We start from the raw sequence: 24,534 nt of genomic DNA, 5'->3' as shown, positions 1-24,534 counted from the left end.
CCACCTACGCTGCTGTGACTGTTTCGTTTTTTCCAAGGAATTCGCGCGCCAATGCCCGATACGCGATGGCTCCCTTGGAGTTGGTGTCATATTCAAGAACCGGCATTGCGAATGACGGTGCTTCGCTGACCCGAACATTTCGTGGGATCACGGTCTTGAACACAAGGTCCCCGAGATTATCCCGAGCATCTGTTTCAACCTGTTGCGACAGGTTATTCCGGGAATCATACATTGTCAGCACAACGCCTTCGATCCTGAGGTTCGGATTCGCCGATTGCCGAACCTCTCGGATCGTCAGCATCAGCTGACTAAGCCCCTCAAGCGCAAAGAATTCACTTTGCAGCGGGACCAGAACGGAATGTGCCGCCACCATCGCGTTGACCGTCAAAAGATTTAACGACGGGGGGCAATCAATCAGGACAAAGTCGAAGGCAAACTGATCCATGTCGGTTTGGCGCAACGCGTCATGCAACAGGTAACTGCGTTTCTCATTCGCGATCAGCTCAATATCAGCCGAGCTGAGGTCTGTGGTTGAGGGCACGAGAAACAGATTTTCCTGACCCGTTTCACAGATGATGTCCGAAAGCGGAAAGTCATCCAGAAGCAGGTCATAGGTTGTGGCGCGTCGGTGTTCGGGCAAGACACCCAGTCCGGTCGATGCGTTACCCTGCGGATCAAGGTCGACGACAAGCACCTTTTGACCGATTTCTGCCAAGGCGGACGCAAAATTTATGGCTGTCGTGGTTTTGCCAACTCCGCCTTTCTGGTTTGCGATCGCTATGATTTTCGGGCCAGCCGGCCGTGTGGGATCAAACACGAGAAAGACCTCCAATCTCCAAAACGGCAGCTTCGGGATGTATGACACTTCTATGCGCTTCGCAGGTGAATCGCCACTTCTTTTGGGCCTCCGCCACCTCATTTCGCCACGTCCCCCCCTTCATGAAGAAAGCTGTTCCGTTTGGTGCAAGGTGTCGTTCTGAGAATCCAAGCAAATCGTCCAGTGGCGCAAGCGCACGTGCGCTGATGACGTCACTGCCCATTGGATCAACATCCTCGATCCGTTTGGCAATGACGGTAAACGGGGTTTTTGTTTCACGTGAAACAGTGCGCAGGAACGTGGCTTTGCGCTGGTCACTTTCCATCAAGGTAACGCTCACACCCATTTCCTGAAGAGCAATAGCAACGACTGCTCCGGGAAATCCACCGCCGGACCCCAGATCAACCCAGGTTTCTGCCCCCTCCGGGCAGAGTGAGGCAACTTGAAGTGAATCGTCAAAATGACGTTTTCCGGCATCCTGCAAGGAAGCTCGGGAAACGAGGTTGATCTTAGGTGACCACTTTACGAGAAGCTCGGCATATATCGCCAATCGCTCCTGTGTTTCACGTGAAACATTCATCCAGCGGCTCGCTCACGCGGAGTAAGCGATCTGATGCGCGACAGGATCAGCAACAAAGCTGAAGGGGTCATTCCATCAATCCGCGATGCCTGAGCGATGTTGGCTGGCTGTGACCGGGACAGTTTGAGCTTCAGTTCGTTTGATAGACCTTCAATTTCAGAAAAATCAAAGTTAGAGGGGATGACTTGCGCTTCGTCCCTCTTCAAAGCTTCGATATCTTTTTTCTGTCGCTCGATATAATTCGCGTACAGCGCATCTTTTCCAAGCTGATCCTGGGTTTTTTCATCGATCTCTGAAAGCTCCGGCGCGATCTGCAACAAAGCGTCCCAAGTCACAGCTTCGATTGCGAGCGCTTCAAACGCTGTCCGTTTTGATCCATCTTGCGAAATTGCGACGCCGGCGTCGATCAATTGGCGCGACGACACCGAAAGAGCATCCAGTTTGGCACGACCCTTGTTGATTAATGAAAGCTTTTCCTCAAATGCCGACTGCCGCTCTACCCCAACACAGCCAAGCTCGATTGCTTTCGGGGTGAGCCGTTGGTCTGCATTATCCGCGCGCAACGAAAGCCGATATTCTGCACGTGACGTGAACATCCGATAAGGTTCCGCAACGCCACGAGACGTCAGATCGTCGATCATAACGCCAATATAGCTGTCAGACCGGCTGAATGTGACAGCGTCCTGTCCCTTCGCACGGCGCGCGGCGTTTAGGCCGGCGACCAGTCCCTGTGCAGCCGCTTCTTCATAACCCGTGGTTCCATTGATCTGTCCCGCGAGGTAGAGTCCGGCGTGTGATTTGAGAGATAGATCAAGATTCAATGCACGCGGGTCAACATAATCGTACTCGATCGCGTAACCCGGCTGAAGAATTTCGGCCTGCTCCAGCCCCTTGATCGACCGCACGTAATCAACCTGAACATCTTCGGGCAGCGACGTAGAGATCCCGTTTGGATATATCGTGTCGTCGTCAAGTCCTTCAGGTTCAAGGAAAATCTGATGGGAGGTTTTGTCAGAGAACCTGACGATCTTATCCTCGATGGACGGGCAGTACCTTGGTCCGATACCTTCGATATGACCGCCATACATGGCAGATCGATCAAGGTTATCTCGGATGATCTGATGGGTTTTTTCGTTAGTATGCGTGATTGCGCAAGAAACCTGGCGCGCAAATGGTGCGTCTGACAGGAACGAAAACATCACCGGATCATCGTCACCAGGCTGTTCGTCAAGGCCTTCCCAATTTATCGTCCGTCCGTTCAACCTTGGTGGAGTCCCGGTCTTCAGGCGACCAAGCGGGAGGTTGAACAATTCAAGCGTTTTCGCCAGATCATTCGACGGCCGCTCTCCCATTCGACCACCAGAGATTTTGCGCTCCCCGATGTGGATGATACCGCGCAGAAACGTGCCCGTGGTCAGAACCACGGAAGATGCAGTCAGGACACGATCATCGTCGATCCTGACGCCCTCGACGGTGGTTCCATTGACAACGAGGTCCGTAACCTCACCGATAACGATTTCCAGCCCATTCTGCGCTTTTGTGGCACTCAACATCTCGGACTGGTAAATCTTCCGATCCGCCTGCGCACGAGGGCCCTGAACAGCTGGCCCTTTGCGGCGATTTAGAAGTCGGAACTGAATTCCCGCCTTGTCAGCCACCCGGCCCATGACGCCATCAAACGCGTCAATTTCCCGAACAAGGTGCCCTTTGCCCAACCCGCCAATAGCAGGATTGCACGACATCACACCAATTCCAGTTTCCGTCAGCGTGACAAGGGCCGTGTGAGCGCCAAGGCGCGCAGCCGCATGGGCGGCTTCGCAACCGGCATGACCACCACCGACGACGATGACATCGAAATCAAATTGTTTCACGTGAAACACTCCTTACTTTCCGATGCAAAAGCTCGAGAAAACCTTGTCTAGCACATCTTCCACATCGACACGACCCACCAGTCGTTCAAGTGTGACAACGGCTGAGCGAAGTTCTTCCGAAGCGAGATCATAGGTGCCCGGACCCGCCTGAGTGAACGACAACGCCTTTTTCAGAGCATCCCTGCCCTCGTCCAAAACCAGCTTCTGTCGTTCATGCGATATCAGACCGGCAGAGGTTGCGTGCGATAGAAGATATGTTTTCACGTCTTCGATCAGTTTCTGCACGCCTGCCCCCGTTAGACCAGACACACCAACACCGTCGTTGCGAAGGTCCGATTTTCCTTCGACTACAATATCATGATCCAATGGGACCAGCTTATCAAAGCCGCCGTCACCCTTCAGAAAAACACGAAGATCGGCGGACATAGCGCGCGTCATCGCCCGTTCAATTCCGATCGATTCGACCATATCCTCTGTATCGCGCAAACCAGCCGTATCGAGAAAGGTCACCGGCAGAGACTCAAATCCATCCTGACCTCAATGACATCCCGTGTGGTGCCGGCAATTTCCGACGTGATTGCTGCGTCGCGCCCCGCCAACGCATTGAGAAGTGTGGATTTCCCCGCATTTGGCGGCCCGACGATCGCCACTTCGAAACCAGTCCGGACACGTTCCGCGATCCCATATCCATTGATCTCGTGGTCCATGGTAGTGATAACGTTAGTCAGAAGCCGTTCAACATCCGCCGACACATCGACAGGTACCTCTTCATCGGCAAAGTCGATTGTGGCTTCCAAAAGCGAAACAGCGTGGATCAGGTCGGCACGCCATGTTTCCGATTTTTCCCGCAGACGACCAGTGAACCCGTTCAACGCCTGCTTACGTTGCATCTCGGTTTCGGCATCGATCAAATCGGCGAGCGCCTCGACCTGGGTCAGGTCAAGCCGTCCATTGTTCAGCGCACGTCGGGTGAATTCGCCAGCGGCAGAAGGCCGATAACCAGATATATCCTTCAGGCAATCCAGAACGCTGTTGATGATCGCAATGCTTCCATGCGTGTGAATTTCTACAACCCGCTCACCAGTAAAGCTCGCGCCTTCTTCAAATGTCAGGACCAACACTTCATCCAGAAACCCGCGCGTCTGGTGGACCAGCTTTCTAAGGGCGGTTTTTCGAGGCTCAGGCGGTTCAAAACCGAAAACGTTGCAACAAGATAGCGCCTCTGGCCCCGAAACCCGGATCACCGCAACGCCTGATTTTCCCGGCGCGGTCGCCAAGGCAAAGATCGTGTCCATGACGTTGCTGGCCCGCCAGGTTTACGAATTCATGGAGTCAAAGAATTCCGAATTCGTTTTGGTTTGCTTGAGTTTCGAGATCAGGAATTCGATGGCGTCTGTGGTGCCCATCGGGTTGAGGATCCGCCGCAGAACGAAGGTTTTCTGAAGGTCGATCTTGTCAACCAACAGCTCTTCTTTCCGTGTGCCTGACTTGAGAATGTCCATCGCCGGGAAGACACGTTTGTCCGCAACCTTACGATCCAAGACAATTTCCGAGTTACCGGTGCCTTTGAATTCTTCGAAGATGACTTCGTCCATCCGGCTGCCGGTGTCGATAAGCGCCGTTGCGATGATGGTGAGCGAACCCCCCTCTTCGATATTGCGTGCTGCACCAAAGAACCGCTTCGGCCGCTGGAGCGCGTTGGCGTCCACACCACCGGTCAGAACCTTACCGGACGACGGCACAACTGTGTTAAATGCACGACCAAGTCTTGTGATTGAGTCGAGAAGAATAACAACATCTCGCTTGTGTTCGACCAGACGTTTGGCTTTTTCGATCACCATTTCGGAAACGGCGACGTGGCGTGTGGCCGGTTCATCAAAGGTGGAGGACACAACCTCGCCTTTGACGGAACGCTGCATGTCGGTGACTTCTTCCGGGCGTTCATCAATCAGGAGAACGATGAGATAGCATTCCGGGTGGTTGCGCTCGATCGAGTGCGCAATGTTCTGCAGGAGAACGGTTTTACCCGTCCGCGGAGGCGCAACGATAAGCGAACGCTGGCCTTTACCAATCGGCGCAACGAGGTCGATGATACGGGCAGAGCGATCCTTGATCGTGGGATCCTCGATCTCCATGATAAGTCGCTCATCCGGATAAAGCGGTGTCAGGTTATCAAACGCGATTTTGTGACGGGCACGCTCGGGATCCTGGAAATTGATCTGGGTGCAGTCCATCAAAGCAAAGTAGCGTTCGTTGTCTTCGGGCGCCTTGATTTCACCGTCGATGGTGTCACCGGTCCGAAGAGAGAACTTCCTGATCATTTCAGGCGAGACATAGATGTCATCGGGACCGGGCAGATAGTTCGCCTCGGGAGAGCGAAGAAAGCCAAACCCGTCTTGCAGAACTTCAAGAACGCCGTCCCCGAAGATCGTCCAACCTTCATCCGCGCGTTCACGCAGGATTTGGAACATGATCTCGCCTTTACGCATGGTGGATGCGTTTTCGATCTCGAGATCCTCGGCCATCGCCAGAAGGTCTTTGGGGCTTTTTGCCTTAAGATCGGCAAGGTTCAGCTTTTCTGTCATGAAATATCCCGGACTGCTGGTCGTCGCAGTCGTGTCATCGTTGTCTCAGGAAGGTGTGGTCCAGAACAGGACTGTATTGCTCTTAGCCGAGGGGACGGAAGCTGTCAAACCAGACCCAATCAATAAATAAATTAAGAAAAAAGAAAGGATTTTGAGAATAGAGGCACGGTACGACCGATGTGGATTACTGCGTTCTACAGGTTTCGTCCACAGATTTAAGACATGTGGATCATTGTGGGAATAAGCCCTGTCACAGCTATATTTTATCTCTAAGTACTTGTTTAAAATATATTTAGTTTCACACCTCCCGTGGATAACTCGGGGAAAAACCTAGGAAAGACGCCGACGCAGGTCGTTTGTCCAAACGCCCGACTTATCCTTTACACAACCGGTAAAACCCGTGTGGCGATCCAGAGCAACTTGCCGAGATCTGTGCAGACTTGCCGATACGGTCGGATTTCCCCAGAACGCTCCTGTAAAGAAACAGAACTTGTCCGTAGAGTTGTCCACATGAATCTCGACCTTGTCCTTGCCTCTGGATCTCAGATCCGCGCCGAACTGCTTCGCAACGCCGGGATTCAATTCGATGTCATCGTCGCACGAATCGACGAAGACGCCATTCGCCGCGCATTGGAAGCAGAAGCGGCATCGCCCCGTGATATCGCCGATACGCTGGCGGAGATGAAGGCGCGCAAGGTGTCTGACAAGACGCCCGGCGCGCTGGTGTTGGGGTGTGATCAAGTTCTGGCCGTGGACAAGACAGTTTTCGCCAAACCGCAAACTCCCGACGAAGCACGTTCGCAGCTCAAGATGTTGCGAAACAGGTCTCACCAATTGTTGTCCGCGGCGGTCCTGTATCAGGATGGCGAGCCGAAATGGCGCCATGCCGGTGTGGTCCGCCTGTCGATGCGGGATTTTTCGGACAGCTATCTTGATGGGTACATCGACAGGAATTGGGACAGCATTCGCCACTCTGTCGGAGGGTATAAGCTCGAGGAGGAAGGCGTACGGCTTTTCACACAGATCCAAGGTGACTATTTCACGGTGCTCGGACTTCCGTTACTGGAACTTCTGAACCACCTTACTTTGACCGGACGGATCGACGGATGAGTGACAGTAAAATTCCCCTGGCCGCTGTTATTGGCCACCCGATAGCCCATTCCAAAAGCCCGAATGTGCATGGCTACTGGCTTCGGAAATATGGTCTGAAGGGCCATTATATCCCGATGGACATCGCACCAGACAAGTTGGCTGATCTGTTGCCGCGTCTGGCTGATCTTGGATTTGTCGGGGCAAACGTCACGATCCCGCACAAGGAAAAGGTGATGGAGATCGCGGATCTGATCACCGACCGCGCCACATTGATCGGAGCTGCAAATACGCTGATCTTCCGCAAGGATGGAAGAATTCACGCCGACAACACCGATGGGTATGGCTTTATCGAGAACATCCGTCAGGCCATACCTGACTGGAACCCGAAGTCGGGGCCAGCCGTCGTGTTTGGCGCTGGTGGTGCCAGTCGCGCGGTTCTGGCATCCTTGCTGGATGTCGGTGTTCCAAAGATCATGTTGACCAACCGGACACGGATTCGTGCGGAAAAGCTGAAAGAGGATTTCGGCAATCGCATTCAGGTGATTGAGTGGGTTCAGGCGGGAAATGTACTGGAAGATGCGGATCTCGTGGTGAACACCACATCCCTTGGCATGACAGGTAAACCTGAGATGAGGGTGCCTTTGGACGGCCTGAAACCGGGCGCCATCGTCAATGACCTTGTTTATACGCCGTTGCAGACGCGGTTGCTGGCGACGGCGGAGCAGCAAGGATGTCGGGTTGTCGATGGTTTGGGGATGCTGCTTCATCAGGCGGTTCCTGGGTTTGAACGCTGGTTCGGGAAACGGCCCGTGGTGGACGAAAACGTAAGGGCGGCAGTTCTGCGGTGACGTTCAAGCTTGGTCTCACCGGATCCATTGGGATGGGGAAATCGACGACAGCCCGACTTTTTGAAGAGGCGGAATGCGCGGTTTGGGATGCGGACGCGGCTGTTCATCGTCTTTACGACACAGGCGGCGCGGCGGTTCTGCCGATGGAGACCCTGTTTCCTGATGCCATCTCGGATGGAGCGGTTGATCGCGCAGCGCTTCGGACGATCATCGCGCGTGATCCCGAAGCGTTGAAACAGATCGAAGCTATTGTGCATCCTTTGGTGCGGGAAGACCGGGCGCAGTTTGCTGCAATGACAGATGCGGACATTCTGGTTTTTGACATTCCCCTACTGTTCGAAACAGGGTCCGAAACAGAGATGGACGCAGTTGTATGTGTCACTGTTTCACCTGAAGAGCAGGAAAAGCGCGTTCTCGACCGGGGGACCATGACGCCCGAACAGTTCCACGCGATCCGAGATAAACAGATGCCGAATGACGAGAAATGCGCACGGTCCGACTATGTGATCGTGACCGATACGCTTGAACATGCCCGTGCGCAGGTCCACAATGTATTGGAGCAGATACGGAAACGAATGACCCATGCGTGAGATTGTTCTGGATACGGAAACAACAGGTTTCGAGCCTGAGCAAGGCGACCGGATCGTCGAGATCGGCGCGGTCGAGCTGTTCAACCATGTCCCGACGGGAAAGACCTATCATCAATACATCAACCCCGAACGCGCCATGCCGCAAGAGGCGTTTGAGGTGCATGGTTTGGGCGACGATTTCCTTCGGGACAAACCCGTCTTTGCCGATATCGCGCAGGCGTTTGTCGATTTCATCGGGGACGCAAAACTGGTCATCCACAACGCAGCCTTCGACATGAAGTTTCTGAATGCTGAGCTGTCCTGGGTCAAACGTGCCCCGATTCCCTTTGATCGCGCTGTCGATACGCTGGCAATTGCGCGCCGCAAGTTTCCGGGATCACCTGCGTCTTTGGATGCGTTGTGCCGTCGGTTCGGGATCGACAATTCGTCCCGCACACTTCACGGCGCGTTGCTCGACTCCGAGATTCTGGCCGAGGTGTATCTTGAGCTGATCGGGGGCAAGCAGCCGGACTTCGCTTTGAATGTCTCGCAGGACAAGTCGGGTGCCGGTGAAGGAGCGGTTGAATGGAGACCCAAGCCGCGCCCTGCCCCTTTGCCGTCCCGTCTGAGTGAAAACGAAAAGGCGGCTCACGCCGCCTTTGTCGAAAAGCTTGGGGACGCCGCTTTTTGGAAGCGGCTGTAACGCTTAAGCGTTTGCGGTTTCAGCCTGCTGTGCGCTGGCGCGGCGCGCGAGTTCCGTGCGGTAAAGCTGAAGAAAATCAATCGTTTCAAGGTTCAGCGGCGGGAAGCCACCGTCCCGTGTGACGTCGCTGACGATGCGACGCACAAACGGGAACAACATGCGCGGACATTCGATCAGCAGGAACGGGTGCAGCTGCTCATCCGGCACGTTTTCGACCTGGAAGATGCCAGCATATTCGAGTTCGAGAACGAAAAGCGTATCGCCACTTTCCTTCGCCTTGGAAGACACCTGAAGTTTCAGGATCACTTCATACTGGTTCGCTGTTGTCCGCTTCTTGGCATCAAGATTGACCTGAAGCTGTACGTCGGGTTGCACTTCGCCCTGAACGCCCTTTTGAGCAAGGATGTTTTCAAACGACATGTCTCGCACAAACTGCGCGAGGACGTTCATCTTGACGGGTGCCTGCTGCGGTGCTGCACCATTGCCAGCGGTTTCCGGCGTATCAGCCATGTGTCTCTCCCTCGGATCCAACCGTTACAAAAGTTGACCGTTGCTTATCAGCCGATCTGCCAAGCCTCAATGCTTCGTCCAGCCAGAACCCTGATGCGTTGGTTTTTTGGTCTCTGACATCTCGTGATACTCGCCATCAATGACGGTGTCGCGCGGCCGACGGGTGCTCTGGTCGGAAAACGGATCAGGGCGCGGCCCCATCTCAAAACGCTGCACTTTGATGTTTTTTCGTATGTAAGCGATCAACATCAACCGAACGGGTGGCGCGAGCAGTGCAAAACCGACGGCATCTGTAAAAAACCCGGGCGTCAGCAACAACGCGCCGGCCAACAGGATCATCGCGCCATGTGCCAACGGTTCTGACGGGTCTTCGAGCCGTGAGAACGAGCCCCGCAGATTGTTGAGCGCCATCAGGCCCTGTGATCGGACCAGATATGTGCCAAGGATTGCCGTCAAAATGACGATACCAAGCGTTGGCCACAGCCCGATCAAACCGCCGATTTGGATAAACAATGCGATTTCAATCAGCGGAACGAGCAAAAAAGCCACAAATAGCCACATATCAGGGCACTCCTTTCACCGGGCGTGCGGTGGACTAAACATCGCCCAACACCTACATAAGGACACAACAACGACGTTTCCACTTTGGTCTGGGCGAGGTCCTGATGAATTCTCCGCTGATACAGCTTTTGGTGCTTGCCGGCATCGCCGTGTTCCTGATCCTGCGCTTGAAGAGCGTGTTGGGTACACGGGAAGGTTTCGAAAAGCCTCCGCTCCCGCGGCAACCTGAGCCGCATTCGTCCACGCGTCGGGATTTTGAAGTCATCGAAGGTGGCCCTGACCACAACATCGTGGATCATGTCGAAGCGGGAAGCGACGCTGCTGATGCACTGGCCCGCATGAAGCGGGCTGAACCGTCCTTCGGTGTCGGAGATTTCCTTGGCGGTGCGCGCGGCGCCTACGAAATGATCCTGATGGGGTTCGAACGGGGCGATCTTGCCGAGATCAAACCGTTCCTTGCCGACGATGTGTACGAAACCTTCGCGGACGTGGTCGAAGCCCGGAAGGAGCAGGGATTGACCATCGACGCAGAGTTTGTCGGCGTACGCGAGATGTCCTTGGTGGATGCGACCTTTGACGAGGCGAGCGCCATTGCTGAAATCACGGTGAAGTATATTGGGGAATTGACCTCGACCGTGCGGGACAGTTCCGGTGAGATCATTGAAGGGTCGCCGACCCAGGTTAAGCGGCAAAAAGACGTTTGGACCTATGCCCGCCGTATGGGCGTAGATGATCCGAATTGGCAGCTTGTCGCCACGGGCGAATGATCCGGAGGCTGGGCGCGGCCATAAGTCTTGGTGTTTTGATGGCAGGACCTGTAGCGCCCAACGAGCCCGAAACGCAGTATGCGATCCTTGGATTTGAGGATCTGGACGGCTGGGCCGATGACGATCACGCATCGGCCTTGACGGTTTTCAGAAACACCTGCGCTGACCTTGATGAACCGGATTGGGCGTCGTTATGTGCCTTGGCCTTCGACGCAAAGGACGCGCGCCAGTTTTTTGAACTGTTCTTTCGCCCAATGCTGATCACGGATGGCAAAGAGCCGTTGTTCACCGGCTATTTCGAACCCGAACTGTCCGGTTCGCCCGTTCGAACCGCGCGCTACCGTCATCCCATCTACAAGATGCCGCCCGAGGCCAATGACCAGCGCCCATGGCTCAGCCGTCGTGAAATCCTGACCAGTGGTGTGATGGAAGGGCGCGGTCTTGAGATCGCATGGGTCGATGATCCTGTTGAACTGTTCTTCCTGCAGGTACAGGGGTCTGGACGTGTCCGCTATCCTGACGGTCGGATGATCCGGGTCGGGTATGGCGGTGCCAACGGGCATAATTATCGCTCTATTGGACAAGAACTGGTTCGGCGCGGCGTCTATCAGCCGCATCAGGTGTCTGCCGATGTGATCAAGAACTGGGTGCGCCGAAACCCGGTCGATGGTGAGGACCTTCTTTTTCACAACAACTCGTATGTTTTTTTCCGCGAAGTCAGCCAAGTGCCCTCGGACAAGGGACCGCTTGGTGCGATGAACCGGTCGATCACGCCAATGCGGTCGATTGCGGTCGACCCTGCGTTCACGCCGCTGGGCGCGCCCGTCTGGATCGAGAAAGACGGAGCCAGCCCGCTGCGACGTTTGATGATCGCGCAAGATACAGGCTCTGCGATCAAAGGCGCGCAAAGGGCGGATGTTTTCTTTGGTACTGGCGATGAAGCTGGTCGCGCGGCAGGCCGGATCAAGGATCCTGGCCGTATGGTTGTCTTGATGCCGATCCAGCGTGCCTATGCGTTCCTTCCCGAGGCGCTTCAATGAGCCGGAGAAGGCTGCGGCCCGAAGAAAAAGAACTTTGGCAGAAGGTTACACATTCGACAAAACCCCTGCCCCAAGCTTTGCGAAGGGCAAAGGACCCCGCAAAACCGACGGTCCAGCGAAAGAAAGAGCCTGAGCCTTTGGATTTGCCGACCGCGTTTGGCATAGGCACAAAAGCAACGCCTTCAACGTCCTTGGTTCGGAAACCACAAACCGCCGCTCCGTCGAAGCCGGTGATGGACACCAAGACCTATGGCAAGATGAAGCGCGGCAAACTGGTGCCCGAAGCGCGCATCGATTTGCATGGCATGACACTCGACCAGGCGCATCCGTCGCTCACACGGTTCATCCTGACATCATACTCGCGTGGATTTCGACTGGTTCTGGTGATCACCGGCAAGGGTCAGAAAGACGATCCGCACGATCCGATGCCGCAGCAACGCGGTGTGCTCAAGCGGCAGGTTCCTTTGTGGTTGCGCATGGCCCCGTTGAACACGGCTGTGATGGACGTGACCGAAGCGCATATCCGCCATGGCGGCGGCGGCGCGTATTACGTGTATTTGCGCAGAACTTCGCGAAGCTGATCCGCCACCAAAGCCGGTGCTTCTTCATGCAGCAGATGGCCATACCCGTCGAATGATAGAACGGTTGCATCCGGCATCTTACTGGCGCTGTCCCGCACCGATGAAGGGGGCACCGCTTTGTCGTTTTCGCCAACGATGAAGGTGCAGGGGACCGTGATCTTGGGCAGGTCTGCGACCAATCCATCCAGCTTCCACTGCGCCATCATCAAAAGCGTTCCATCCAGGTGCGCGTCGCTGCGAAAGAGTTTCGCGTAAAGGTTCAAGCCTTCGGGCGAGATTTTTGAACCGGTTGTCTCCATTAATGACACCACCTGCCCCGGTCCGGACATCTTGCGTTTGAGCATCTTTGCCATGATCGGGCTGAGCGCAACAACGCGTGCGGCGATGGGGAAAAGAACCCCGGCAAGTCCTTTGAACGGCGTCAGTGCAGGGTTCACCGCGACCAAGGGTATGCGATCTTCGGAAGATTGCAGAAGGCGCAGGGCCAGCGCGGCCCCGGCGGAATGTGCAAGGATCGCTTTCAGGTGCCAGCCTTCGTGGTCGATGAGGGCCTGAACATCCTGCGCCATAAGTGGCAGGGACGATCTGTGCCGTGATCCGAGTTTGGTCTGGCCGTGACCGGGTAAGTCGATTGCGATGACATGGTGGTCCTGCGCGAGGTTGTCCATGACATCGCGCCAGGAATGGGTTGAACCGCTTGCGCCATGCAAGAGCAGGATGGTGTCGCCCTGCCCCATTTCCTGAACATGCCAATGGTGCGGGCGTACATCGACAAAGCGCGAGTATTCGGCGTGAGGCCAGGCCGTCAATGTTTCTGCCGCGCCCATCGGTTCACCCGCCAAGCGCCGTTTCGATGGCTTGGCTGAGGCCCTTGGCATCAGCGCGGGGCAGCGGAATGTATTTTGCGTTCATGACGCCGCAAAGCGTACGCAAGTCTCGATGCGGTCGCACAGAGGTGTCGATCATGGCGCTGGGAATGTTGAGCGATCGTACATGCCGCGCCATTGCTTGCGCATCGTCATTCGCCGCAGCACGACCGGTTTTTCCGGGCAGCGGAACGTTCGCGCGGCCGTCGGTCAGAACGGCGATGGACGGTGACAGACCTTGTGCCCGAACGCGCTGGGCAAGTTCGGCCGCCGCCTTGAGGCCAGAGGCAAGTGGTGTGCCGCCCCCGCCCGGAAGTCCGGCCAAACGGCGTTTCGTCTGAACGAGGGACCGCGTCGGCGGCAGGATCAGATCGGCGCTTTCACCGCGAAAGGCGATCAGGGCAACATGATCCCGGCGGGCATAAGCATCGGCCAGCATCAACTCGACTGCGCCTTTTGCTTCGGACAGACGGGCGACGGCGGAGGAGCCAGAGGCATCCACGGCAAAGATCACCAGTCGGTCGGAGACTTCCTGGAACACTTTTACATGGATGTCGGATGGGTGGATGATCACCCCGGTATGGGTCGGGTTCTGCTGGCGACGGATGGTTTGCCATGGCACAGCGGCGCGCAGCGTGGCGACCAAATCAATCCGATTGCCGCCATCCAGCCGCCCTGCCCGCGATGGCAACGGCCGCCCCCGTCGATTGCCGCGCTTCTTTTGCCCCGCGCCACCGCTTCCGGATGCGGTTTTGACGCGTCCTGTTCCTTCGAGCATGGCCAGCACATCAAACGGCAAAACGGCTTTGACCGCGTCGATCAGCAATTCATCGGGCAGGTTGAGGTCTGACTCGTCCTGATCGGGACTTTTCGTATCGGGGCTGTCGTCGGGGTGGGTATTGTCCTCTGGTTCGTGCTCTTCCTCTTCGACCGGCATTTGGGTCGCGCGATGGGCGTAGACCAGTTGCACGGCGATCTGCAGATCGTCTTCATTGACCGTTTTGCGGTTATTCAGAGCCGCATTTGCACGGGCTGCTGCTAGGGCAATCAGCGGCGCGCGCAAGCTGTCGATGCCGAACCGTACCGCAGTTACCGCAAGAGCGGCTGGGACATCTTCGGGAATCGTAACGCTGGCCAATCGGGCGCGTGATGCCGCGATATCAGCCTCATTCATGACCATCTGGGCCAGTTCGACATGACGAAGCCCTTCCAGATCGACGCGGAACGCAAGTCGTTCGGTCAGGGTTGGTGGTGCGATCTCGTCGTTCTCGGCGCCTTCGTCCAGAAGGATAAGCGCATGGCCGATGCCCGTGTCGAGGCTTTGTGCAAGACGCGCGGCAAGACCGGGTTCACAGCGTTCGGCCATTGTGAAGACAAGCGGTGTCGGTGTTTCCAGAATACCTTTGGCACGGATGATCTGACCGCGTGTGAGCGTCTCGCCAATATCGACACCACCAAAGAGTTGCAGATCCGAAATCGAGGGCGCAATGCGCCGCGCTTTGGGAAACAGCGTCTTGATCGGTGTGCAGAACATATCGCGCACCGGTCCGGCGCGCGCGCGCAGATGAAGGCCCCCCAACCCGGCCGGGTCGATCGCCAGAAGCGTCAGGGCAAGTTGGCCCTGCACGTTAATGGCAGAGGGGTCTTCTCTCATGCAAAGACTTCCTCGACGGTGCGATCCACCCGTGTGGAAGACCCTGCATCATCCAGCGGATCACGGCGCAGGCGGTGGCTGAGTGCCATGGAGGCCACGGACCGCAAGTGATCGCGAGTGACGACAGGACTGCCTTTGTATGCGGCGAGCGCGCGTGCGGCGCGAAGAAGCGTCAGCTCACCGCGCAGACCGTCCGATCCGATAGCCACACAAAGGCCAGCGCAATCGCGCAGGGTGTCGTCGGGTGCGTCGATGGTCTTGAGCGCGTCGCGTGCGAACAGGATCGCATCGCGGATCTTTGCGTCTTCGACAGACCATTTTTCGACAAAGGCGTCGGGGTTTGTATCGAACGCAGCGCGGCGGCGGATCACTTCGACACGTTCTTCAATATCGTTGGGCGATCGGACTTCGACAGAGAGGCCGAACCGGTCGAGCAATTGCGGGCGTAGTTCGCCCTCTTCCGGGTTGCCGGAGCCGACCAGAACAAACCGCGCATCGTGGCGGATCGACAGACCTTCGCGTTCGATGACGTTCTCGCCAGATTGCGCCACGTCGAGCAGCAGGTCGACCAGGTGGTCCTCGAGCAGGTTCACTTCGTCGATATAGAGGTATCCCCGGTTGGCCTTGGCCAGAAGTCCCGGTTCAAACGCCTTTTCGCCGCGGCTGAGGGCGCGTTCGATGTCGAGGGCACCAACAAGGCGATCTTCGGTTGTCCCAAGCGGAAGGTCGATGACGGGAGTGGGCACATTGATCAGCTCGCCCGAGACTGGATCGGCCCATTCCGGCATGTCGTCCTGCGTGGCTGCGTTTGTTGCGCTGCCCTTGAGCTTGGTTATTTCAGGTAGCAACGCCGCAAGCGCACGCACTGCGGTGGATTTGCCGGTGCCGCGATCTCCGAAAACCAGAACCCCGCCAATGCCGGGGTCGATGGCGGTGAGGATCATGGCCAGTTTCATCTGGTCCTGACCGACGATGGCGGAGAAGGGAAACGGATGTCTCATGCGGCGATATCCTTGAGAATGCGAGGGGATTGGCCTTCCCAGCTGCCGACTTCGTCGGCAACGCGGAAACGGGCATAAAGCTCTTCGCGGAACCACTTGCCCTCACGTACCGCGCGAATGGCTTGTGCGTGGGGACCGTTGTTGCGGGCGAATTCGGCCATGCTGTGGGAATCGGGCCAGATGGAAAAAGTGATCTGTTGCAGCAACGGAACTTCGCCGATGCCGATCTTGAAGAGGACGTTCGGGTCTTGGCCGATCACGCCACTGATGTCGGGAACGCGCTTCCAGAACTGCGCGGCGACCACGGGGCGTACAGTCGCGCGGGTCAACGCAGCGATGGGCCCGGTCTGTGGGGGCGTTTCTTCGGCAAAGGGAGTGTTGCCTGACCAAGCGCCTCGGGCGGAGTAAGGCGTCAGAAAGATGGTCCAATGTTCCGACGCCTTGGCGCGATAACGCTGAAAGATCGTTTCGCCCGCTTGTGCCTGTTGTGCACGTTCAAGATCGGGCCAGACCGTCAGGATGGCATAGACGGATGTGTTGGGAATGGGCGTGAAGCCTTCGCCGGTGCCGGATCCGCAGAGTTTCCAGAACTGGAGACCATCGATTCGCGGCAGAGACAGGCGGGCCGCACCCATCATTGTCAGCGCCCACATCCGCGAAAGCGGAGTGGCAAAGCGGTAAAAGCTCAGGCTCACGGTCTGCATTTCGGTTCCCATAGTGTCAACTTAGTCTGACATATTATGATGCAGCAGGGAAGATATTAAATAATTTGACGCACCCCAGCGGCAAAATATTGTAAAGTAAAGTTGACAGTATATCATGAGTGAATGATGACCAAACTTGATACGGCCCTTGCGGCCCATTCCGACAAGCTGACTTCGGCCCATGCTGTTGTGATTGGTGCGGGCCTTGGCGGACTGGCGTCTGCCATGCGATTGGGCGCGCTGGGATACCGCGTGACCGTGATCGACAAACTGGATGTTCCGGGTGGGCGAGGGTCGTGCATCTGGAAAGACGGGCACCGCTTTGATCTGGGCCCGACCATCGTCACTGTGCCGCAGGTTTTCAAAGAGTTATGGGCGGTCTGTGGCAAGGATTTCCACGAAGAGGTTGATCTTCGTCCGCTTGATCCGTTCTACGAAATCCGCTGGCCGGATGGGTCGAAATTTACCGCGCGTCAGGACACCAACGCGATGCGTGAAGAGGTACGGCGGTTGTCCCCGGGGGATGTCGCCGGATACGATAAATTCCTGCGTGACAGCGAAGAACGCTACTGGTTCGGGTTCGAAGATCTGGGCCGGCGCTCGATGCACAAGCTGGGTGACCTGATTCGCGTCTTGCCGCGCTTTGCCATGCTCCGAGCGGACCGATCAGTTTATGCCCACGCCGCCAAGCGCGTAAAAGATGAGCGGTTGCGCATGGCGCTGTCGTTTCATCCGCTATTCATTGGCGGTGATCCGTTCAATGTGACCTCGATGTATATCCTCGTGTCGCATCTCGAAAAGGAATTCGGGGTCCATTACGCGATGGGCGGTGTTGCGGCAATTGCCGAGAACATGGCCAAGATTATCGGTGAACAAGGCGGCACGCTGCGCATGGAGACCGAGGTTGACGAGATCCTCGTCAAGAACGGTCGCGCCCGCGGGGTCAAGCTGGCGTCGGGCGACATGCTGACGGCAGATATCGTGGTGTCGAATGCCGATTCAGGTCACACCTATGATCGTCTGCTCCGGAACCAGCCGCGCAAACGCTGGACGCCGACCAAGCTGAAATCGCGCCGTTGGTCGATGGGACTCTATGTCTGGTACTTTGGCACCAAGGGCACCCGCGACATGTGGAAGGATGTGGGTCACCACACCATTCTGAACGGTCCGCGTTATAAAGGTCTGGTGCGCGACATCTTCATGAAGGGCAAAGTATCCGACGACTTCTCACTGTACGTCCACCGCCCCACGGTGACTGACCCGAGTGCCGCGCCGGAAGGGGATGATACCTTCTATGTTTTGAGCCCGGTGCCGCATCTGGGACATTCCAATTCCGCGGACTGGAAAGACATCGAGCGGCAATATCGCGTGCGTCTGACAAAAGCACTGGAAGAGCAGTTGTTGCCCGGCTTCTCGAGTCGCGTGACCGCAAGCGAGGTGTTTACGCCCGAGACCTTCAAGTCCCGATATCTTTCCCCTTATGGGTCGGGTTTCTCAATCGAACCGCGTATCTTTCAAAGCGCTTGGTTCCGACCACACAATGTGAGCGAAGAACTGAAAGGCTTGTTCCTGACAGGTGCGGGCACACATCCCGGCGCGGGTTTGCCGGGTGTGATTTCCTCGGCTGAAGTTCTGTCTCAGCTGGTGCCTGATCCTGCGCTGGTGCGCGGATGAGCTGTTACGAAAGCGATATGGAAGCCTGCCGCGAGGCGATCCGTCATGGGTCGCTGTCGTTTCATGCGGCGTCGAAGCTGCTGCCTGCACGGGTTCGTGACCCCTCGCTCGCGCTTTATGCGTTTTGCCGCTTGGCAGATGACGCGGTTGATCTTCAGCAGGAGAAAGCGGCCGCTGTTCTGAGGTTGCAGGACCGGCTTGAAAAAATCTACGACGGACGCCCTGAAAACGCGGCACCGGATCGGGCCTTTGCCCGCGTGGTCGAAGAGTTCTACATGCCGCGCGCTTTGCCGGATGCCTTGCTTGAAGGTTTGGCATGGGACGCGATGGGGCGTCGCTATGAAACTCTGTCGGAATTGTTCGACTACTCCGCACGTGTCGCGTCAGCCGTTGGAGCAATGATGTGCGTGTTGATGCGCGTGCGTGATCCGGATGCCTTGGCGCGTGCCTGCGATCTTGGCGTTGCGATGCAGTTGACCAACATTGCCCGCGACATCGGAGAGGATGCGTTGGAAGGACGGATCTACCTTCCACTTGAATGGCTGGACGAAGCGGGACTCAGCCCTGACCGTTTTCTGGTCAATCCAAAGCCGACCAAGGCCATTCGCCAGATGACACGACGCCTCGTGATGCAGGCGAACCGTCTTTACATGCGATCCGAAGCTGGAATTGGCGCGCTTCCTGTCTCGTCTCGCACAGGCATCTATGCGGCACGGTTCATTTATGGCGGGATTGGCGGGCAGGTTCAGCGAAGTGGATATGATTCCATCTCGTCGCGGGCGCGCACCTCGAAGGCCCAAAAGCTGGGTTGGGTGTCTGTGTCTGCAGTGAAGGCCGCGATGACGGTGGTCATGCCGAAATCCGCCGTTCTTTACGCCAGGTGCTTGCCGGAAACCGAATTTCTGGTCCGCGCAGCGGGCCATGAAAACACGCATCGGTCGCGGTCGGATATGGTGTTCGAGGCCCTGTCTCAAGTTGCACAGCGAGAGAGAGAGCAACGTGAAGCCTTGAATGGTTCGCACGGCCGGCTTACCTGACGCTCATGTTCTGGCTTTTATTCGGCATTTTTCTACTGGCCTGCTTCGCAGCGGGTGCAACCGGCGGTCTGTTTCCGCCGGGGCCGTGGTATCGAAAACTGAACAAACCATCCTGGACCCCGCCGGACTGGCTTTTCCCGGTCGCCTGGACAACGCTTTACCTGTGTATGTCAGCCGCCGGCGCACGTGCAGCGATGAGCCCGGACAACGCTGTGGCGATGGCACTTTGGTCGTTGCAGATTGCGCTGAACGGACTTTGGACGCCGGTGTTCTTCGGCCTGAAACGGATCAAGCTGGGTATGTTCGTTCTTGTCGGTCTTTGGCTGTCAGTCGCGGCAACGATCTATGCGCTGTTGCAGGTCGATCTGATCGCTGGACTTCTCTTCATGCCTTATCTGCTTTGGGTGACCATCGCGGGCGCGCTGAACCTGAGTGTCTGGCGGTTGAACCCGGATGAGGCGAACAAAAAAGCGCCTGCGGTCACCTAATCGAAGGTCCAGTTCCTGCGCCGTGGCACGCGAACAGCAAGCATCGGTTTGAGAAGCGGTGATCTAAATCGTGTCAGATCAAGTGCCTCGTGTACGCCAACTGTCTTTTCCCCGTTCAGACGTGTCTCCACCATGGAGCGGGAATAGAACGGGGCGTCGAGCATGTTCATCACCTGCCGCGGGCGAAAGCCATAATCGCCCCGCGTTTCACGGCGAACCGCCCAGAGCGAGCGTTTGAATTCAAGCTGCGGGGGAAGGTCGATTTCCGTCGCACTGCCATCAGGATCGAAGTGAAAGCCTGACCCAAGCTCCGATCCATCCAGCCGGGTGGCATCATAGAAACACGTGCTTCCGCCTGCGGCCGGGTATCGGCCCCATGTCCAGTACGAGAAGTCCTCTTCCAGAGCGCGGGTGCCAAAATTGGCATCGAAATAGCCGTGGCCGTCCCATTGCCAACCGGGCGCTTCAAGATCAACGGAAATGTCCGACACCGGGCCAAAGGGCCGCCAGATATGCGCGCCATCTTCGGTCAAAGGCAGCTCGACCGACGTGATGGCGCTGGGCGTGACGGTGATGGTGCCGCGCACACGACTGATGAGCGGTGGGCCGGAGATTTCGTTGATGTCGATCACAAGCTTGCCGCCCGCCCATCGCATCGACGACGGACCAACGGTCAGGCTGTTGGCGGTCTGGCGCAGGGCAGGGGTGCCGCGGTCGGTCATGGTGAACCGTCCACCGGGGCCATAAGTTGCGACATTGATGCACACATGGTCTTCGGGATTCTTGCGGCCCGACCAGCGATACCAGGGGGAAAAGACCGATCCTATGAATCCAATGACCGATACGGCACGCTTTCCGTCGCCGCTGATTCCATCGACGTACCACCACGCGTAACCGTTTTCCGGGACATCGAGATTGAAGTTCGGTCCGTCACAATCGCCGCGGCCGCGTGCTTGCCGGAGAGCGCCGCCATCGGGACGCCCGCCCCCGGGTGCGCTCCGCCGCCCGCCAGATACAGACCCTTGATCTGCGTTCGCGCCGTCGGGCGTTCCAAACCGGCTGTCATCCCGTGCGGGGTCTGCCCGTAAAGCGAACCGGCGCTGCCGGGGAAGAGCGCGTCGAAGCTCTTCGCCGTCGTCAGGCCGTCCGGCCCCGGTTCCGGTGAGAAGCTCAGACCAAAGCGGCGAAGAGTTGGGAACGTCCGTGTGTGACATATCTCGTAGTCCTCGGGCTGGGCCGCGCGTTGCGTCAACGGCGGAGTATTCATGATGATCTCAAAGCGCTCGGTCTCAGGGGGCGGCGTATCTTGCCCCCGATCTTCGGCGCAGACGTAGAGTGCGGGGTGGGACGGGATGTACCCGCGTTCGATTTCGGCGAACTCGTTCTTCGCAGGGTCGCTGAAAAAGACGTTGTGGTGTACCAAAGGCAGGTCTGACGGCTTTGCCGCAAAGCTCCAGACATTGGCGGAATGACTGCGCGCGCGTTTGGTTGTGATGGTTGCGACCGGGGATGTCGCCTCACCCAACAGCCCCAAAGCCAAAGCGCGGGGATCGCCGTTGAAGACGATCTGATCCGCATAGACGGTTTCCCCGGATGTCAGCGTGACGCCAGAGACACCGCCCAAAGCGGTGTTGATCTTTTTCACCGTTGCATTGGTGCGGATTGTGCCGCCCTTGGCCTCGATCAAAGACGCGATGGCTTTGGCAAGCGCGCTCATCCCGCCTTTGACGCACCAGACCCCACGGGCCTCTGCCTCCCAAATCAGCGCAAGAAGCGCGGGCGAACGATCGGGCGACCCGCCCACATAGGTCGCATAGCGCCCGAAGAGCTGCCTCAGTCGGGGATCGGTGAACGAGGTGGCGAGCAGACGTTTCAGCGTTTGCCCCACACCCATGTCCCGAATGAGCGCCGGATGTTTCATCACATGCGCCGTCAATGCAGTGAGCGACGGTTCGGCCTGCCGCATCATCGGATCGCTGAAACCATTGAACAGCCGCGCTGCGCGTTCGGCAAATGCCAGAAACTCTGCCTTTGCCTTAGGTCCGGCAAAGTCGCCAATCGCATCAGCGCTTTTTGCCCGATCCTGAAAAAGATCAAGCGTTCCACTGTCGGGCCACCAATGACGTGCAAGGATGTCTTGCGGGATCAAGGTGACATGATTGGTCAGCGTTTCGCCCACATCATCGAACAGCGCTTCAAACACATCGAGCATTGTCAGAACGGTTGGGCCTGCGTCGACACCGTTGAGCTGACGCATCTTTCCACCCGGGACAGACTGACGTTCGAGGATGGTCACGTCGAATCCGCGATGCACCAAGGGTAGGGCAGTCGCCAACCCTCCGATCCCCGCGCCGATCACGATGACGCGCCCAGAGCTGTGTCGTGGCTTTTTCATCATCGAATTGTTGACTCGCATTTGCCAAGTGTCCAGTATGGTTTACACTAGTGTGTCAGATCAAGATGACAACACATTGTTTAGGAGCGTTCGATGGGACTTCACACCCGGATCAATTCTGCAGTTGAGGCAGCAATTCGCATCGGACAGGCCGGAACACCGCCTGCAAAGCTTTCCGAGGCTCTCCACTATGCCTGTACGCCGGGTGGCGCGCGTATCCGTCCAACGATTCTCATGTCTGTCGCGATGGCCTGTGGGGATGATTCGCCCAAGATGGCCGACGCTGCGGCTGCCGCTTTGGAGCTGATCCACTGTGCGAGCCTTGTACATGACGACCTGCCGTGCTTCGACGATGCGGATGTTCGGCGGTGCAAACCGTCGGTACATCGCGCCTATTCCGAACCATTGGCGGTTCTCACAGGCAACTCGCTGATCATTCTCGCGTTCGAGGTACTGGCGATGGCGGCGGAACATTCGCCCGACCGCGCCGTTCGATTGATCCGCATCCTGTCGCGCCAGTCCGGTATGCCCTTTGGCATCTGCGCGGGCCAGGGATGGGAAAGCGAAGCCAAGATCGACCTTTCGGCGTACCATCAGTCAAAGACAGGGGCCCTGTTCATTGCCGCGACCCAGATGGGCGCGATCGCTGCCGGTCAGGATGAAGAACCTTGGTTCGAACTTGGCGCCCGCATTGGCGAAGCGTTCCAAGTTGCCGACGACCTGCGCGATGCGCTTTATGACAGCGAAACGCTGGGCAAACCCGTGGGTCAGGACGATCTGCATGGTCGCCCCAACGCAGTGACTGTTCTTGGTGTGGATGGTGCGCAATCGCGGCTGCGCGATATTCTGAGTGGCGCGATTTCGTCGATCCCGTCTTGTCCGGGTGAAGCACAATTGGCCGAGATGGTGCGTATGCAGGCAGAGCGCCTGACACCGGTTCTTCAAGCACGCACCGCCCGAGCCGGGTAACATGGCGCTCGCGTCGGATAGCCCGCCGGTCGGATACCGCCCAAAGCTTGGAGTGCGGACGCGGTTTATGCGTTTGATCGCCCGACCAGGATTCCAGCGCTGGGCATCAGCTTTTCCGCTGACACGAGGCACCGCCGCCAAAGATGGGGCAGAGCTGTTCGATCTGGTTCAGGGCTTCGTCAAATCACAGGTTCTTTTCGCTCTGGTCGAGCTGCGTATTTTGCACCGCCTTATGGACGGGGCGCTGTCCGCTGATGCGCTGGCACAGATGTCAGGTATGCGGACGGATCGCATGGAGCGTCTGATGATGGCCGCGACTGCGATGAAGTTGACCACGCGCGACCGGGCCGGGCGGTACAGTCTTGCACGGTTGGGCGCGGCGATGGTTGGTGTGCCCGGTTTGGAAGACATGATCCGCCACCATGAGGCGTTTTACCGGGATCTGAATGATCCCGTTGCGTTGATGCGCGGCGAGGTGGACACCGAACTTTCCGCCTTCTGGCCTTATGTGTTCGGTGCCGCAAATGCCACCGATCCCGAAACCTCAAAACGCTATTCCGATCTGATGGCGCGCTCTCAGCAGATCGTTTCGGCCGACACGCTTGCCGTTGCTGACCTCAAGCGGACGCAGCACCTACTTGATGTCGGTGGAGGCTATGGCGTTTTTGCCGAAGCGGCCGCGTTGAAGCATCCAGGAATGCACGCCACGGTCTTCGATCTGCCCGCTGTCAAGACGAATGCCCGTGCTCTGATGGAGCGTTCACAGGCGAAGGACCGACTTCGGTTCGTGCCGGGGTCTTTCCGCGATGATCCATTGCCGGAAGGCGCAGACACCATTTCGCTGATCCGCGTTCTTTACGATCACGAAGACCAAACGGTCGAGGCGCTTCTGTCTAAAATTTTTGACACTTTGCCGGATGGTGGTCGGCTTTTGGTGTCGGAACCGATGTCGGGCGGTGCCAAACCCGAAGTCTCTGGCGATGTGTATTTCAGCTTTTACTGCCTTGCCATGCAAACCGGCACAGTGCGCAGCGCCGCGCGTATCAGCCAGATGTGCAGGGATGCCGGGTTTACCTCTGTGCGGATCCACCGGTCGCGCCGTCCGTTTGTAACGACGAGTTTGATGGCGCTGAAATCCAACGGCTGATGCGTGTTCATCAGTTTACTTGTCAAAGTGTCTATTATAGTTGACAGATTAGTGTGTAAGAATAAACTGACACTA

The 24,534-nt window shown here is 57.2% G+C and carries 24 protein-coding genes and 1 pseudogene; 12 read left to right on the top strand and 13 right to left on the bottom strand.

Going from position 1 to position 24,534, the window contains the following annotated elements; translation table 11 throughout:
- Positions 1 to 4 precede the first annotated feature (4 nt).
- From ACMVPR_RS17360 to rho, 5 genes and pseudogenes are all read right to left on the bottom strand, one after another.
- A complete protein-coding gene (locus ACMVPR_RS17360; RefSeq protein WP_416883886.1) occupies positions 5 to 817 on the bottom strand; it encodes a ParA family protein in 813 nt (270 codons plus the stop codon).
- The gene (gene rsmG, locus ACMVPR_RS17355; RefSeq protein WP_416883885.1) at positions 810 to 1,397 is read right to left on the bottom strand and encodes a 16S rRNA (guanine(527)-N(7))-methyltransferase RsmG; all 588 of its coding nucleotides are present in this window, start codon (positions 1,395 to 1,397) and stop codon (positions 810 to 812) included. The genes ACMVPR_RS17360 and rsmG overlap by 8 nt, the downstream gene beginning before the upstream one ends.
- Positions 1,394 to 3,277 (bottom strand): tRNA uridine-5-carboxymethylaminomethyl(34) synthesis enzyme MnmG, encoded by a 1,884-nt coding sequence (mnmG, locus tag ACMVPR_RS17350; RefSeq protein WP_416883884.1) that lies wholly within the window; start codon positions 3,275 to 3,277, stop codon positions 1,394 to 1,396. The genes rsmG and mnmG overlap by 4 nt, the downstream gene beginning before the upstream one ends.
- 3 nt (positions 3,278 to 3,280) lie before the next feature.
- Positions 3,281 to 4,563, bottom strand: a pseudogene (gene mnmE, locus ACMVPR_RS17345) (tRNA uridine-5-carboxymethylaminomethyl(34) synthesis GTPase MnmE).
- Positions 4,564 to 4,584: 21 nt separating this feature from the next.
- Entirely contained in the window at positions 4,585 to 5,853 is a 1,269-nt protein-coding gene (gene rho, locus ACMVPR_RS17340; protein WP_292266087.1) for a transcription termination factor Rho, read from the bottom strand.
- Positions 5,854 to 6,363: 510 nt separating this feature from the next.
- Between rho and ACMVPR_RS17335 the strand changes: the two genes are divergently transcribed.
- Genes ACMVPR_RS17335 through dnaQ form a run of 4 tightly spaced genes read left to right on the top strand, consistent with a single transcriptional unit; the run spans position 6,364 to position 9,065 of the window.
- Positions 6,364 to 6,963 carry a Maf family protein gene (locus ACMVPR_RS17335; RefSeq protein ID WP_416883883.1) on the top strand — a complete coding sequence of 200 codons (600 nt, stop codon included), beginning with the start codon at positions 6,364 to 6,366 and terminating at the stop codon, positions 6,961 to 6,963.
- Complete coding sequence (locus ACMVPR_RS17330) at positions 6,960 to 7,793, top strand: shikimate dehydrogenase (protein WP_300584316.1); 834 nt, start codon at positions 6,960 to 6,962, stop codon at positions 7,791 to 7,793. The genes ACMVPR_RS17335 and ACMVPR_RS17330 overlap by 4 nt, the downstream gene beginning before the upstream one ends.
- The gene (coaE, locus tag ACMVPR_RS17325; protein ID WP_416883882.1) at positions 7,790 to 8,383 is read left to right on the top strand and encodes a dephospho-CoA kinase; all 594 of its coding nucleotides are present in this window, start codon (positions 7,790 to 7,792) and stop codon (positions 8,381 to 8,383) included. Before ACMVPR_RS17330 ends, coaE begins: the two co-directional genes overlap by 4 nt.
- Positions 8,376 to 9,065, top strand: a complete 690-nt coding sequence (gene dnaQ, locus ACMVPR_RS17320) for a DNA polymerase III subunit epsilon (RefSeq protein ID WP_416883881.1) — start codon at positions 8,376 to 8,378, stop codon at positions 9,063 to 9,065. The genes coaE and dnaQ overlap by 8 nt, the downstream gene beginning before the upstream one ends.
- 3 nt (positions 9,066 to 9,068) lie before the next feature.
- On the opposite strand, the gene secB is transcribed toward dnaQ, so the two are convergent.
- Both secB and ACMVPR_RS17310 read right to left on the bottom strand, forming a co-directional pair.
- Complete coding sequence (gene secB / locus ACMVPR_RS17315; RefSeq protein WP_292268218.1) at positions 9,069 to 9,575, bottom strand: protein-export chaperone SecB; 507 nt, start codon at positions 9,573 to 9,575, stop codon at positions 9,069 to 9,071.
- A 66-nt stretch (positions 9,576 to 9,641) separates the two neighbouring features.
- Positions 9,642 to 10,136, bottom strand: a complete 495-nt coding sequence (locus ACMVPR_RS17310; protein ID WP_292268217.1) for an FxsA family protein — start codon at positions 10,134 to 10,136, stop codon at positions 9,642 to 9,644.
- A gap of 104 nt (positions 10,137 to 10,240) precedes the next feature.
- Here ACMVPR_RS17310 and ACMVPR_RS17305 point away from each other — a divergent pair, with 104 nt between their 5' ends.
- The 3 genes from ACMVPR_RS17305 to ACMVPR_RS17295 all read left to right on the top strand — a co-directional run bounded on the left by ACMVPR_RS17305 (position 10,241) and on the right by ACMVPR_RS17295 (position 12,524).
- A complete protein-coding gene (locus ACMVPR_RS17305) occupies positions 10,241 to 10,903 on the top strand; it encodes a Tim44/TimA family putative adaptor protein (protein ID WP_416883880.1) in 663 nt (220 codons plus the stop codon).
- A 38-nt stretch (positions 10,904 to 10,941) separates the two neighbouring features.
- On the top strand, positions 10,942 to 11,943 hold the full coding sequence (locus tag ACMVPR_RS17300) for a murein transglycosylase A (protein ID WP_416883879.1): 1,002 nt from the start codon (positions 10,942 to 10,944) through the stop codon (positions 11,941 to 11,943).
- Positions 11,944 to 12,176: 233 nt separating this feature from the next.
- Complete coding sequence (locus ACMVPR_RS17295) at positions 12,177 to 12,524, top strand: Smr/MutS family protein (protein ID WP_366914145.1); 348 nt, start codon at positions 12,177 to 12,179, stop codon at positions 12,522 to 12,524.
- Here ACMVPR_RS17295 and bchO read toward each other — a convergent pair.
- The 4 genes from bchO to crtA are packed head-to-tail and all read right to left on the bottom strand — an operon-like array spanning position 12,491 to position 16,761.
- The gene (gene bchO, locus ACMVPR_RS17290) at positions 12,491 to 13,351 is read right to left on the bottom strand and encodes an alpha/beta fold hydrolase BchO (protein ID WP_416883878.1); all 861 of its coding nucleotides are present in this window, start codon (positions 13,349 to 13,351) and stop codon (positions 12,491 to 12,493) included. The genes ACMVPR_RS17295 and bchO overlap by 34 nt on opposite strands.
- A 4-nt stretch (positions 13,352 to 13,355) precedes the next feature.
- On the bottom strand, positions 13,356 to 15,044 hold the full coding sequence (locus tag ACMVPR_RS17285; RefSeq protein ID WP_416883877.1) for a magnesium chelatase subunit D: 1,689 nt from the start codon (positions 15,042 to 15,044) through the stop codon (positions 13,356 to 13,358).
- Positions 15,041 to 16,045: a magnesium chelatase ATPase subunit I gene (bchI, locus tag ACMVPR_RS17280; protein ID WP_300584333.1), complete on the bottom strand. Its 1,005-nt coding sequence runs from the start codon at positions 16,043 to 16,045 to the stop codon at positions 15,041 to 15,043. The genes ACMVPR_RS17285 and bchI overlap by 4 nt, the downstream gene beginning before the upstream one ends.
- The gene (crtA, locus tag ACMVPR_RS17275; protein ID WP_416883876.1) at positions 16,042 to 16,761 is read right to left on the bottom strand and encodes a spheroidene monooxygenase; all 720 of its coding nucleotides are present in this window, start codon (positions 16,759 to 16,761) and stop codon (positions 16,042 to 16,044) included. Before crtA ends, bchI begins: the two co-directional genes overlap by 4 nt.
- Before the next feature lie 111 nt (positions 16,762 to 16,872).
- Here crtA and ACMVPR_RS17270 point away from each other — a divergent pair, with 111 nt between their 5' ends.
- From ACMVPR_RS17270 to tspO, 3 genes are read left to right on the top strand one after another with little or no spacing between them, the layout of a single operon-like run.
- The gene (locus ACMVPR_RS17270; RefSeq protein WP_416883875.1) at positions 16,873 to 18,423 is read left to right on the top strand and encodes a phytoene desaturase; all 1,551 of its coding nucleotides are present in this window, start codon (positions 16,873 to 16,875) and stop codon (positions 18,421 to 18,423) included.
- The gene (crtB, locus tag ACMVPR_RS17265) at positions 18,420 to 19,460 is read left to right on the top strand and encodes a 15-cis-phytoene synthase (RefSeq protein WP_416883874.1); all 1,041 of its coding nucleotides are present in this window, start codon (positions 18,420 to 18,422) and stop codon (positions 19,458 to 19,460) included. Before ACMVPR_RS17270 ends, crtB begins: the two co-directional genes overlap by 4 nt.
- Before the next feature lie 5 nt (positions 19,461 to 19,465).
- Positions 19,466 to 19,948 (top strand): tryptophan-rich sensory protein TspO, encoded by a 483-nt coding sequence (gene tspO, locus ACMVPR_RS17260; protein ID WP_292268203.1) that lies wholly within the window; start codon positions 19,466 to 19,468, stop codon positions 19,946 to 19,948.
- On the opposite strand, the gene crtC is transcribed toward tspO, so the two are convergent.
- Both crtC and crtD read right to left on the bottom strand, forming a co-directional pair.
- On the bottom strand, positions 19,945 to 20,817 hold the full coding sequence (crtC, locus tag ACMVPR_RS17255) for a carotenoid 1,2-hydratase (RefSeq protein ID WP_416884678.1): 873 nt from the start codon (positions 20,815 to 20,817) through the stop codon (positions 19,945 to 19,947). The genes tspO and crtC overlap by 4 nt on opposite strands.
- Complete coding sequence (crtD, locus tag ACMVPR_RS17250) at positions 20,772 to 22,364, bottom strand: 1-hydroxycarotenoid 3,4-desaturase CrtD (RefSeq protein ID WP_416883873.1); 1,593 nt, start codon at positions 22,362 to 22,364, stop codon at positions 20,772 to 20,774. The genes crtC and crtD overlap by 46 nt, the downstream gene beginning before the upstream one ends.
- 72 nt (positions 22,365 to 22,436) lie before the next feature.
- Between crtD and ACMVPR_RS17245 the strand changes: the two genes are divergently transcribed.
- Both ACMVPR_RS17245 and ACMVPR_RS17240 read left to right on the top strand, forming a co-directional pair.
- Positions 22,437 to 23,312, top strand: coding sequence for a polyprenyl synthetase family protein (locus ACMVPR_RS17245; protein ID WP_416883872.1), 876 nt, complete (start codon positions 22,437 to 22,439; stop codon positions 23,310 to 23,312).
- A 67-nt stretch (positions 23,313 to 23,379) separates the two neighbouring features.
- On the top strand, positions 23,380 to 24,459 hold the full coding sequence (locus ACMVPR_RS17240; RefSeq protein ID WP_416883871.1) for a methyltransferase: 1,080 nt from the start codon (positions 23,380 to 23,382) through the stop codon (positions 24,457 to 24,459).
- The last annotated feature ends 75 nt before the right edge of the window (positions 24,460 to 24,534 follow it).

The organism is Marivita sp. (genome assembly GCF_048006345.1).
In the GTDB taxonomy this organism is placed as follows: Bacteria; Pseudomonadota; Alphaproteobacteria; order Rhodobacterales; family Rhodobacteraceae; genus Marivita.
Note: the sequence above shows the minus strand (reverse complement) of the source record. Positions and strands in the feature narration are given on the sequence as shown.

Coding starts and splice junctions, on each gene's coding strand:
- bchO (WP_416883878.1), bottom strand. CDS start 13,351: ATGGGCGCGGCAGAAACATTGACGGCCTGGCCTCACGCCGAATACTCG.
- ACMVPR_RS17310 (WP_292268217.1), bottom strand. CDS start 10,136: ATGTGGCTATTTGTGGCTTTTTTGCTCGTTCCGCTGATTGAAATCGCA.
- ACMVPR_RS17295 (WP_366914145.1), top strand. CDS start 12,177: ATGGACACCAAGACCTATGGCAAGATGAAGCGCGGCAAACTGGTGCCC.
- ACMVPR_RS17300 (WP_416883879.1), top strand. CDS start 10,942: ATGGCAGGACCTGTAGCGCCCAACGAGCCCGAAACGCAGTATGCGATC.
- ACMVPR_RS17285 (WP_416883877.1), bottom strand. CDS start 15,044: ATGAGAGAAGACCCCTCTGCCATTAACGTGCAGGGCCAACTTGCCCTG.
- crtB (WP_416883874.1), top strand. CDS start 18,420: ATGAGCTGTTACGAAAGCGATATGGAAGCCTGCCGCGAGGCGATCCGT.
- ACMVPR_RS17335 (WP_416883883.1), top strand. CDS start 6,364: ATGAATCTCGACCTTGTCCTTGCCTCTGGATCTCAGATCCGCGCCGAA.
- rho (WP_292266087.1), bottom strand. CDS start 5,853: ATGACAGAAAAGCTGAACCTTGCCGATCTTAAGGCAAAAAGCCCCAAA.
- crtA (WP_416883876.1), bottom strand. CDS start 16,761: ATGGGAACCGAAATGCAGACCGTGAGCCTGAGCTTTTACCGCTTTGCC.
- ACMVPR_RS17305 (WP_416883880.1), top strand. CDS start 10,241: ATGAATTCTCCGCTGATACAGCTTTTGGTGCTTGCCGGCATCGCCGTG.
- ACMVPR_RS17330 (WP_300584316.1), top strand. CDS start 6,960: ATGAGTGACAGTAAAATTCCCCTGGCCGCTGTTATTGGCCACCCGATA.
- bchI (WP_300584333.1), bottom strand. CDS start 16,045: ATGAGACATCCGTTTCCCTTCTCCGCCATCGTCGGTCAGGACCAGATG.
- ACMVPR_RS17270 (WP_416883875.1), top strand. CDS start 16,873: ATGATGACCAAACTTGATACGGCCCTTGCGGCCCATTCCGACAAGCTG.
- ACMVPR_RS17245 (WP_416883872.1), top strand. CDS start 22,437: ATGGGACTTCACACCCGGATCAATTCTGCAGTTGAGGCAGCAATTCGC.
- tspO (WP_292268203.1), top strand. CDS start 19,466: ATGTTCTGGCTTTTATTCGGCATTTTTCTACTGGCCTGCTTCGCAGCG.
- rsmG (WP_416883885.1), bottom strand. CDS start 1,397: ATGAATGTTTCACGTGAAACACAGGAGCGATTGGCGATATATGCCGAG.
- crtD (WP_416883873.1), bottom strand. CDS start 22,364: ATGCGAGTCAACAATTCGATGATGAAAAAGCCACGACACAGCTCTGGG.
- secB (WP_292268218.1), bottom strand. CDS start 9,575: ATGGCTGATACGCCGGAAACCGCTGGCAATGGTGCAGCACCGCAGCAG.
- ACMVPR_RS17240 (WP_416883871.1), top strand. CDS start 23,380: ATGCGTTTGATCGCCCGACCAGGATTCCAGCGCTGGGCATCAGCTTTT.
- dnaQ (WP_416883881.1), top strand. CDS start 8,376: ATGCGTGAGATTGTTCTGGATACGGAAACAACAGGTTTCGAGCCTGAG.